Raw genomic sequence first — 11,802 nt, 5'->3', positions numbered from 1 at the left:
ATGATTATGATTGTTTAATAATCTCCTGCAGCATATGACGAGTCTCGTGAGGTGATTGGATCACATAATTCGCGTCTGTATGGCCGTGGCCGACCCGGATGGAAAAGGCGTTCCCCGGAAGGGTTGCAAAAATATCCTCATCCGATAAATCATTCCCCGCTGCTAAAATAAAATCATAGGAGCTTCGGGAAAGCCAGCGGGATACTGCACGGGCTTTACTGATAGCGCTTTCCTGCAACTCGACCGTTCTGGTATCTTCATAAACACGGACACTCAAGTGTTCATCAACACCAAGAAGAGATTCGCGCAATTCGGCAATCCGTACATTGGCCAGTTCCGGAGTACATCGATCATACTGCCAGAGGAGTGCATGGTATCGTTCGGTTATAAAGGAGCCGGGGGTGCGGTCGGTTTGAATTTCCAGAAGCGGCCGTACGGCATCTTTCCAGTCATTGTTCTGATGAGTAACAAGGGGCGCCCATGCTTTTCCTTTCCGGCGTATCCATGCACCCTGTTCCGCCACCAGATGGACTTCGAGCGAACCAAACCAGTCATCCATCGATCTCCTGTTGCTGCCGCTGACAATCACCACATCATTGCCGGTATCACGCACAAGCTCATCGAGCAGTTTATATAATCCCTCATCGGGAAGAGGCTGATCGGAGAATTCTACCAGCGTGCCGTTATAATCGAGAATAAACAGCCGATCCTGTGCATCGTGATACCGTTGTGAAAGAAGCTGTAAATCGGTATCGTCGATTTTATTCATCCACATTCTTTGACGGTGATCGATGACATGATCAAGTTTCTGGAGGAATTCCCCGGCCCACCGTTTAACATCGTAGCGTTCCAGCCGATGGTTAACTGCCCCGGCCCGACGCCGGCGTTCTTCGGGAGGCATGCTCAGTGCTCTGTGAAGGGCGTCGGCGATCTCACGCGTATTGTTCGGGTTGACAACCAGGGCTTCGTTAAATTCGCTCGCTGCTCCGGTTGTCTCGCTTATGACGGCTATTCCTCTATGATCCTGACGAGCCGCCATATACTCCTTGGCAACCAGATTCATGCCGTCACGCAACGGTGTTACCAGCAGAATGTCGGCACAATGATAAAGGGCGGTGAGTTCGAGGTATCCAAAGGATCGAAAAAAGTATTGTACAGGAGTCCAGCCAACTGTCCCGTGTTTGCCGTTTATCAAACTGACCAGCTGCTCGATCTGCTGTTTTATCTCCTGATAGGTATGCACCTGAATACGTGAGGGCGCTGCAATAAGGATAAGGGTGATCTTTTCTTTATACTGCGGATATTGCTCCAGAAATAACTGATATGCATGAAGACGGGAGGGGATTCCCTTGGTGTAATCGAGCCGGTCAACGGATAATATGATCCGTGTTTGAGCAAGTTTTTTGCGAAACAGTCCGATATTCTTTTGCACATCCGAATCATCTCCGGAACGGCGGTACCGGTCGAAATCGACACCCAGAGGAAATGCATCTGCTTTGGCATCCCGGTGATCGGTGGTGATCGAACTCAGTGAAACATCGAGAAAGAGAAGGCGCCGCACGCTGCTGAGGAAATGGCGGACATAATCGTAGGTATGAAATCCGATGAGATCCGCACCGAGTATGCCCTGAAGCAATTCTTTACGCCAGGGAAGGAGCCGGAAAATTTCAAAAGAGGGAAAGGGGATATGAAGAAAAAAACCGATTTTTGCGGCAGGAAAATTTTTGCGAATCATTCCTGGAAGCAACATAAGATGATAATCCTGGATCCAGATGATATCCGTATCACGAATTACCGGTTCGAGAGTATGCATAAATATTTCATTCACCTCCCAGTATCCATCCCAGTATTCTTCATCATACTCGGAAAGCAGCGGGAAATAATGGAACAGAGGCCATACCGTTTTATTACTGAATGAATTATAGAATACTTCAATCTGCCGCTGAGAAAGAAACAGGGGGATGCATTTATAATCGTGTCTGAGAATATCGGTAAGTTTTTCCCGGTCGTTAGTATCCAGCTCTTCATTAACCATCCCGCACCATCCAACCCATAGACTTCCTTCACTCTGATGTACCGATTGCATTGCGGTTGCCAGTCCGCCGATACTCCGGGAATAGGTGAATCCATCAGGACTTTTTTTGATCGTGACCGGCAGACGGTTTGAGACTATGATGATCCGTGCCATGACAGGTTAACTCCCCAAAAGGATCATTGTAAATAATTAACTACAATTTTATTACGAGCAAATTGTGCACCAACTGGTTTTAGGAGAAACACGTGATGTATCGGCTGGGTGAATCAGGCTGCCAGGTGATTTTTATCCGGCAGCGTGCCGGCTTCCCGGTGAAGCCGGATATCGTTGTCGCCTTTCCAGTAATATCGTTGACGAGTGAAGGGCATGGTAATCGTTGCCCGGAGATGATTATCTTGCGGTGCATGATAGGCGGGGACGCCGATAGTAATTGCCGATTGCGGTATATTCAGGTGAAGGGTGCGCCATAATGGGTCCCACCAGCGGAAAACGACCGAATAATTGCTGTTGGTTTCATCCTGATAGTTTGAGTGGTGAATTCCGTGCATCCGGGGGGTAACAATAAATACATTAAGAAACCGTTCCAGTCCGATCGGCAACCGGAAATTACTGTGATGAAACATTGTTGACATATTGAATATAAGTTCATAGAGGACAAAATCCAGCGCGGAAATCCCGATAAGGCCGATCTGGATAATCCTGAAACCCGAGGAGAGCGCTATTTCACCGGCGTGGAAACGGAAGGATGTGGTAATATCAAGGTCGGGGTCGATATGATGGACATTATGGAAACGCCAGAGGAAAGGTATCCGGTGATTTGCCCGATGCCACCAGTAGAACGTGGCGTCCATAAGAAGAAACGCGACAATGGTTTGCATTCCGAAAGGAAGTTTAACATATTGAAGAATCCCGAATTCCTCTTTCGCCGCTTTTGTCATCATCCATTCGGATACCGGTGTGACAAGAAGTGCGCTGGTAGTTAGTGTCAACCCGACAAGCACTGCGTTGACCGCCAGGCGGTGGCGAAAGGGTCTGGTTTTTGGCCGAAGGGGGATTTTTTCCTGGAGTGCAAAGAAACCTATCGCACTTATACCAAGGATGGTAAATGTAATAGTTGAGAGACTGGAAAAGATATCATTCATCAGTCACCAGACAGCGTATAGGTGACAACCAGTTGCGGTTTTTCATCATATGCCCATTCCGCGCTTGGCCAGGTCGATACGTACATACCATCAGCACGTTCACTTTCATGGCGAAGACGGAACTGAGGGGTGAATGCATTGGTTTCACCGGATTCGACCAGCCGCTGAAGCGCATCGGTAACATTATATAAATATAATTGCCGGAGTGTTAGAAAGGTATGAGAGGGGAGGGGGGAATGAAACCGAGAGCCGGAGGTAGAATAGGAGCTTAAGGGATTTGATTTTTATTTGATTCATGTCGTCTTGTGCTTGGTGCTTTAGATTCTTAAACTACTCCTCTACCTTTGTCCCTGTATTCGATTCCTGCATCCAAGATTCCCTGGATTTCGATGGATTTCAGATACGCTTATTTTCCATCATTTTCAACTACCAGCACACCTTTGCCAATCTTTGGGCGGAGGAGTGATGAACCCAAAACATTGACTTTTTGTCCCCGAACAGTGTAGATGCTCCGGTGAGCAGATGGTTGAATATTGCCGCTTTCCCAGAGGATACATTTGCTGATACCTACATTTGGGCGGCTTATCATATTCGCCGGCATTGTACTTGAGAATGCGGTGCGTGTTGTTGATGAAGATCCGGTCTCATACACATCCCAGCCATCGACGGTATACTCACCATCAACACCACAGGGGAAAAAGAGGTCCTCCAGCGGTCCCCGATGCGCGCCGGTATGGGGGTTTTCGAAGGATGCGGAGTCGCTTATGTTTACCAGAGTATTGTTTTCGATAACCGCATTGTAACTTGCGCTGTTGCGCATCAGGGGGCGAGAGGTGTGGTAACATTCGAATATATTGTCGACAATTTCGATTGTGCTGAAATCGGTTGATGTATTAAATCCGAAAAAACCCTCGGTACGAGGGGTGATAGTGGTAGTGGCTTTAACATGATTGTTGTGGAAAGAGATGTTATTGTCGACCACGCCGCTCCAGAAAACGCCTCGTCCGGGATTTTTGATCAGATTATCGTGGAATTCGGTCGGACCGGGTGAAGCTACATCTCCATGGTCGGTGATCAGATTACCGCCGTCGACACTCGTGTCAAAATCGAACAGGTTATGATCGATTTTCGCCCCATTGCGGGACCATTCCAGTGCATATGACCGTTGAAGCCAGTTGTGATGAATATGAAAGGTATAACCGCTGTCGGGAATATTTCCCCCTGCATGTTTGGGGATAGATATTGTGCCGGTAAAATGGTTATGATCGATTTCCACATTTGCATCGTGCTGGAAGGGAAATTCGAATGAGAACTGAACCCGGACATCATTATGATGAAAACGGCATCGGGTTCCCTTACGGCCTTTAAAGCCATAGAAATTGCGGGGCCAATCGGGAGATTTTGTAATTCGATTATTCCAGAATTCGGAATCGGTTGTCCAGGTAAGAAATAGCGCTCCACCCTCGGGGCCGAATTTTCCACCGGCATCAATGAACTCATTGTCATGTACTTTTGCGCTGTCCAGCCGGAAAGTACGGATACTGCTCCAGAGGAACTTTTTTACCATTAAATTGTACAGCTCAAGATGGTCACAGTTGTTGCCGTAGACTGCTCCATGGAGATTCGGGCCGGTGAGGGTCAGGTCCGAAACAGTAATGCCGGTTATTCTATCGCGTAAATTGATGAGATAGGCATTCTGGTTGACCGAAGTATGGTCGGTTGCATTATCGGGAAGGTCGGTAGTATCGGGTTTCCACGATGCTGCTGCGGTAATTATTGTCTTGTTTGCGCCGGCGCCCGAAATAGTCATGTTCGGTTGCGGGGTCAATGGAGCAGTAAGCTCGAACGTGCCGGCAGCGATCGTGACAACATCACCGTCGGAACCGTGGTTGACGGCATCGACGAGTTCCCCGACCGTGGTTATCATCGCGGCATTGATTTGCAGAAAGCCGCACAAAAGCAAGCCGATCGCTTCTGATTTTGCTGCACAAAAACGATGGTTCATCGATTCCCTCCTCTTTTGAATTGGATCCCGGATGTCTCAGGGGATGAGATTGATGCCGGCATGCCTGTAATGACAAGATAGTAAAAGGTGGGGAGTAAGGCAAGATAAAGTTTTTTGGGTTTGCGTATCAATGCCCGCATCTTTCTCATACTCGACAAACTTCACATGTGGCATAATATTTGATTCTTTATAGAGAGAAGTAACAAATACTCTATTTATAATGTTTAGAATGCGAAAGGAGGCCGATCATGGCTGGCAAAATATTAGTAACCGGTGCTACGGGAAGGCAAGGTGGCGCAGTCGCCCGTCATTTGTTGAAAGATGGCTGGGACCTTCGAGCGCTGACACGGTCGCCGGATAAGGACGAGGCTTTGGCGTTTCGTCAGAAAGGTGTTGAGATTGTGAAAGGAGATCTGGGCGATCCTCAGTCTGTACGCAAAGCCCTTGATGGGGTGTATGGGGTCTACAGTGTTCAACAGTTCTGGGAACACGGTTTTAATAAGGAGGTCCAACAGGGCAAGACGCTTGCCGATGAAGCGAAAAAGGTGGGTGTTGCACATTTTGTCTACAGCAGTGTGGGGAGTGCGTATCGTTCGACCGGTATTCCCCATTTCGAGAGTAAATGGAAAATCGAAGAGCATATCCGGTCGCTGGGATTACGCTACACCATTCTCAGGCCGGTGTTTTTTATGGAAAACTTTATGGCGTCCGATATGCTGTCTTCTATTCGTGAGGGGACATTAGCACTGGGGCTTGATCCCCAAAAACGGCTCCAGATGATCGCAGTCGATGATATCGGGGCATTTGCGGCCCTGGCATTTAAAAATCCCGATGAATATATCGGTAAGGAGATCGATATTGCCGGTGATGAGCTTACCGGACCTGATATTGCAAATGGATTTGCTCATATAATGCAAAAGGAGGTAAAATATCATCAGATACCGATCGAGGAGATACAGGCGTTCAGTGATGAATATGCGATCATGATGGAGTGGTTCAATGTCCGGGGCTACGAAGCCGATATTCCGGCGTTGAGGAAAACCTATCCTGAGCTGAAAACCTTTCGGAACTGGATTGAAATGCACTGGGCCACAATTGTGGGAGAGTCGGTGCGGGTCCGGATATAAAATGAAAGTCTTGATGGTTTTAACAATATTTCAGGGAACGTGAGAAATACATTTTTGGGACAATAGTGGTTGAGTAATAGTGCGCAGGAGTGGAGCTTCATCCATTATCCGGACGCAATGTGGAGAATGAAATTGCTGGATTACTATTGTCCTTGTTTTTGGCGACGGTGGAAGATTAGAGTACGCCAATCATTGATAAATTGCCCGGAGAAATTATCTTTATAGAAGGGCACGTTCTTTTATTCGGATAATATGGAGGGTATGATCAATGGTTGCATATCGATTCTGTGCCGTAATGATTATTCTGGCGGCTTGCTGTTTAATCGTGCACGCGGATCCAACCCGGCCCTGGACCGAAAGTTCCCCTTTTCCCTCATGGAAAGACACCCGGCCGCTTCGGACAATTACCCTGACCTTTGATGAGAATAAATCATCGACACAGAACGGCGCCGCGCTCGCCGAGGCGATTGATTCGCTTATTGCCGGTGACTGTCTGGAGATCGGTACCGGAACCTATTCGGTTAACAAATGGTGGAATGTCGTGCTGCACGGGACCTGGCAGAACCCGATCCGGATTGTTGCCGCCGAAGGTGCTGAACCGGTGATAACCCGGCCTGACGCCAATCAGAATGTCATGAATGTTGCCGCCCAAAGCGGTGATACCACCACGTTCGTCTGTTTCAGGGGGCTCGAATTCACCGGCGGGAGCTCAATGCTCCGTTTGTACCGGTGCGCCAATGTGTGGGTCGACAGTTGCGAGTTACACGACGGCGGCAATGTGGGGATTACGGCAAATTCCGCCAATACCGAGTACCTCTATCTGACGCGGAATCATGTTTACAATCCGGGACCGTCAAATGCGACCTCCGAGGGCATGTATCTGGGAGCAAACAACAGTGCCTATGTGATGCGCTATTCGGTAATTGCATTCAATACGATCCATGACTGCGGCGGTACGCAGGGCGATGGTATCGAAATCAAACAGGGGAGCTACAACAACTGGATTGTCGGCAATTATGTGTACGATACCAATTACCCCTGTATCATTGCTTACGGCACCGACGGCAAGGGTATCAATGTTATCGAAAACAACACGGTCCTCAGGAGCAACAGCAACACAATGCAGGTGCAGGGGGAAGCCATTGTCGGGAACAATCTGATTATTTCGGGCGGCGGCGATGCTTTCCATTGCCACGATCACCAGGGACAGACGACTAATTTGCAGGTGATACATAATACGATAGTCAATGATGGCCTTGCCTGCCGTCTCTCGAGCTGGAATGGGCGGGAAAACATGGTCTTTGCCAACAATGCGGTTTACAGTACCGGAACGGCATTGAATTTCCCCAACGGGTCTTCGGGGGTAACAATTGCCGGTAATGTAGTTTACGGCAGCGTATCGAAAGCAAGCGGGGGATATGAAGAGGGGACGGGTCTTCAGGATTTTATGGATATAACCTGGGACGGCACGCATTATGATGCACGACCGTCTTCGGGGTCGCCGCTTATCGGCGCGGCCGGTCCTTCGCATGCTGTCGCTACCGATCTGAATTTTTCTTCCCGCATCGCTCCTTTCGATGCCGGTGCTGTCGAATATGACGGGGCAACAGTGCTGCCTCCCGAACGGATGGGTGGTATTCGAAGTAACACACCGACCGGTTACACCTTACTTTATGTTAAAAACAATCATAAAAATCTGTATGTCCCTTCCGGTTATGACCTGCTTGGTCGAAATATTCTGCGGTCAAGTAGCCTGGTGCAGGGTGTATATATCACTCAACAGATCCGATAGGAGACGGTAACTATGCGTATGGTTATCTTGTGTACAAGTATAGTGTTCTTCTTTGCACAGGTCCGGGCAATACCCCCCGGCGGTGACAATGTGATTTCCACCGATATCAACAATTTTTCTCTGCAGGGTTCCGATGGTTCCATGCGGATCGTTTCGGTGAGCGGGCAGCCTTTTACCGAGGCGATTGAAGTTACGACGACGTCGAAACCGGCCAACGATTACCTCTTCCAGCTCAACACTCCCACAATAACCTCTGTGGCCGGAGATGATATTCTTCTGGGCATAGCTTATCTTCGCGCAATAGAATCATCGGTTGAGACCGGTGAAGTAAAGGTGGGATTCATTTTCGAAAAGGCCGGTACTCCCTACACTAAATCTGCGAGCATGCTGTTGCGGACCGGCAGTGACGAATGGAAAACCTGCTATATTCCCTTTCAATGCAGCGATAATTATGCGGCAGGTGATGCGCAGGTTAATCTGAAGTGCGGGTACGATCCCCAGACTGTTGAAATTGGTGGTGTAAAGGTGCTCAATTACAGAAAAACACTTGCGATCGACGATCTTCCGCGAACCCAAGTCACCTATCCCGGGATGGAGCCCGACGCTCCCTGGCGGGCTGAGGCTGAAGACAGAATTCGGCAATACCGTACAGGAATGCTGGATATACGGGTCAACGACGGTTCGGGGGATCCTGTTCCCGGCGCCCGGGTGGAGGTGGAAATGAAGCAGCATACGTTCGGTTTCGGTTCTGCGGTGGTGTGCGGAACGATTATGGACCCGAACTCGCAGAATGCCGCCACCTACCGTGAATGGATTGTCAAGCTTTTCAACAGGGTCGTTATCGAAAATGAACTCAAATGGAGCGACTGGGCGTGGGAAAACATGGGACAGCGTCAGCGTACCCTCGATGGGCTCGCTTGGCTTAACGAACAGGGTATCGATGTTCGCGGGCATTGTCTGATATGGCCTTCGTGGCGACACATGCCGTCGGATGCAGAGGCCCTGGCGGGCAATCCTGATGCTTTGCGCACACGAATCAACGAGCATATCACCGAAGAAGTTACTGTGTGCAAAGAGTATATCTCTGAATGGGACGTTATCAACGAGCCCTATACAAATCACGATGTCATGGATATTTTAGGCAACGATGAAATGGTTGAATGGTTCAAGCGTGCCGATAATGCCGCGCCTGAAACGCCGCTCTATATCAACGACTATGCGATTCTTTCGAGTGGCGGCGATAATACGGCTCATCAGGACCATTACTATAACACGATAAAATTCCTCAAAGACAATGGAGCGCCAATCGACGGTATTGGTTTGCAAAGCCATTTCGGCAGTGATCTGACCCCGCCCGCCCGTCTCTGGAGCGTGCTGCAGCGGTTCGATTCGCTCGGACTCTCCATGCAATCGACCGAATTTGATATCAATCTCACTGATGATTCACTGAAGGCACACTATCTGCGTGATTTCATGACTGTTTTATATAGTCATCCATCGATCACGGGCATTATCATGTGGGGATTCTGGGCAGGGCGGCACTGGCGGCCCGATGCCGCACTCTTTGACGAAGACTGGACCCTGCGTGAGCATGGTGAAGCCTGGATCGATCTCGTGAAAAACCAGTGGTGGACCGATACGGTCGGGACCACCGATTCGGAAGGGAAGCTCTCAGTGCGGTGCTATAACGGCACATACAAAATTAGTTGCACTCATGGCGATTTCAGCATGACGATCGATACGGTTATGACTGGCGGCGGTCTTTCTTTGCAGGTAAGCACCGCTGCTATTGGTGTGTCGTCGGCAATTCCCGAGAAGCTTGAATCCGGAGCCCCCGGCGTGATGAAGCTGCAATTGACGAAAGATTATTATACGCATGTACCGCATAGCGGTAACGGCACGGCGGCGGTTGTGCACGTGCAGGTGTTCGATCAGAAGGGGAGGGTTGTTTATCGACGGACGCTTGATTCTGTTCCCAATACGGGTTTGGAACTTGTATCGATGGCTCCAGGAGTTTACTTCTTAAGAATATATTCCGGCGGCCAAAATTTGTCTCGCAGGATTGTCGTTGGAGAATGACTGCAAATTCCCACAATCGGGCAGCGTTATTTCTGGGCGACAATTTTCTTCAGGTAGAAATCACCTCCGATATGCATACGCAGAATATATGCCCCTTGCGAAAGTAGAGAGAAATCAAACTGCAATTGCGCAGAGCTCGGCACCTGCCTGTTCCATATAATATCACCCTGCATACTTATAAGTTCTGCGAGTGCAGGCTGATTGCTATGGTTATGTATCAATAAAAATGATGGGGTAATTGTAAAGGGCGTAGTTTTTGAGATAAACGATAAACGCCGGCGGTCGATTGCCGAGGAGCCCTTGATAAGAAAATAACCGTCCGAAAATGCTTTTTTTATTTTATCATAGTCGGTTATTTTCAGTATGCAATACGTATCCTGCAATTGCACATTTCCGATAGCGGCAGGAACGTTCCATTGATAATTCTGCCAGGTCGAGTCGTATTCTTTTATCGAATTTTCGGTAATCTCTGCCCAGGTGCTGCCCGAATCGGGCGAGACCCACAGACGAGCATCATCAACAATGCCGACATTCGTTTTCCAGGTAATAGAGAGCGGATCATCAACAAGAAGCTGTTTGCCATCAAGTGACATGGTAAAAGCATACGCCTCGGCCATGTCGATAGAAAGACCGTTCAGGATCGGGTTGCCGTTTGCAGCCGTAAAGGCGAAATTCAGCAGGCGATCGGCTCCGCATGACGCCTGCATGGTGATATCATAAGGTTTGTAAATGCCAACCTCGCTGCTTACATCGATATAATCGCCGGTAATACTTTGGCCATCGATAAAGACTTTAAACCGACGGGCGCCCGGGTCGGCATTCGGGTTGAGTTCACAGAACATAAGCCGGATATCATAGGTGCATGCATGGGGGACACGTACCCGATAACCGAATTGCCGGTATCGCTGTACTTTATATACAGCATCGTTGGAGGTATTTACCACTTTATCACTCGATTTGGTTGAGCCCCCGGGCGTATAGCCATAATCGCTATTGTCAAACCAGGCTTTGTCTGCAAGGAAATCACCGGCATTATTTCCACCGATATTCACACTGAAAGGCAGCGAAACCGAAGGGATTGTTTTTGCGGCGGTTTTGAACACTGTACTTTGGTCCGATACATTCCCGGCGCCGTCTTTTGCAACGATCGTGATTATCAGACTGTCGCCGGGCTGCATGTTTGAATAAGTAAATTCCGGATTCGATACCGTTGCCAGAAATGCAGTGCCATTGTAAATATCATAACCTGTCACGCCGACATTATCCGAAGAGGCGTCCCAGGCGAGCGACACCGACGATATCGTGATACCGGGAGCCCTGATATTGACGGGTTGTGATGGTTTTTGAGTGTCGTTGGGGCAGTCTGTTTGCAACGTAAGCGGCTCGCTCTTATCTGAGGTGTTTCCCGAAAAATCCCGGGCGGCAACGGCGAATTCATAGGAGCTGCACTGCTGCAGATATTCTGCGGTATACGTGGTAGCGGCAGGACGGGCGACGAGTGTATTGTCAAGGAATACCAGGTATTCTTTGACGGCATCGTTGTCGGATGATGCATTCCATTGCAGGGTTATGCTCATGGGCGTTATGGTACCGCTCTGCAGTCCCGATGGTATTCCGGGGGG

6 protein-coding genes and 1 pseudogene are annotated in these 11,802 nt (G+C 49.0%); 3 read left to right on the top strand and 4 right to left on the bottom strand.

What is annotated here, in order from left to right; genetic code table 11:
* Positions 1-4 precede the first annotated feature (4 nt).
* The 3 genes and pseudogenes from GF401_02810 to GF401_02800 form a co-directional block, all read right to left on the bottom strand.
* The gene (locus GF401_02810; GenBank protein ID MBD3343974.1) at positions 5-2,188 is read right to left on the bottom strand and encodes a bifunctional alpha,alpha-trehalose-phosphate synthase (UDP-forming)/trehalose-phosphatase; all 2,184 of its coding nucleotides are present in this window, start codon (positions 2,186-2,188) and stop codon (positions 5-7) included.
* A 113-nt stretch (positions 2,189-2,301) separates the two neighbouring features.
* On the bottom strand, positions 2,302-3,177 hold the full coding sequence (locus GF401_02805) for a sterol desaturase family protein (protein MBD3343973.1): 876 nt from the start codon (positions 3,175-3,177) through the stop codon (positions 2,302-2,304).
* A 655-nt stretch (positions 3,178-3,832) separates the two neighbouring features.
* Positions 3,833-5,104: pseudogene (locus tag GF401_02800) on the bottom strand (hypothetical protein).
* Positions 5,105-5,430: 326 nt separating this feature from the next.
* Here GF401_02800 and GF401_02795 point away from each other — a divergent pair.
* The 3 genes from GF401_02795 (at position 5,431) to GF401_02785 (ending at position 10,180) form a co-directional block, all read left to right on the top strand.
* On the top strand, positions 5,431-6,309 hold the full coding sequence (locus tag GF401_02795) for an NAD(P)H-binding protein (GenBank protein ID MBD3343972.1): 879 nt from the start codon (positions 5,431-5,433) through the stop codon (positions 6,307-6,309).
* 268 nt (positions 6,310-6,577) lie between these two features.
* Positions 6,578-8,101: a hypothetical protein gene (locus tag GF401_02790; protein ID MBD3343971.1), complete on the top strand. Its 1,524-nt coding sequence runs from the start codon at positions 6,578-6,580 to the stop codon at positions 8,099-8,101.
* Between the two features lie 12 nt (positions 8,102-8,113).
* Entirely contained in the window at positions 8,114-10,180 is a 2,067-nt protein-coding gene (locus GF401_02785; protein MBD3343970.1) for a T9SS type A sorting domain-containing protein, read from the top strand.
* A gap of 26 nt (positions 10,181-10,206) precedes the next feature.
* On the opposite strand, the gene GF401_02780 is transcribed toward GF401_02785, so the two are convergent.
* A partial coding sequence (locus tag GF401_02780) for a hypothetical protein (GenBank protein ID MBD3343969.1) occupies positions 10,207-11,802 on the bottom strand: 1,596 nt, incomplete at its 5' end.

Source organism: Chitinivibrionales bacterium (assembly GCA_014728215.1).
GTDB lineage: Bacteria > Fibrobacterota > Chitinivibrionia > Chitinivibrionales > WJKA01 > WJKA01.
Note: the sequence above shows the minus strand (reverse complement) of the source record. Positions and strands in the feature narration are given on the sequence as shown.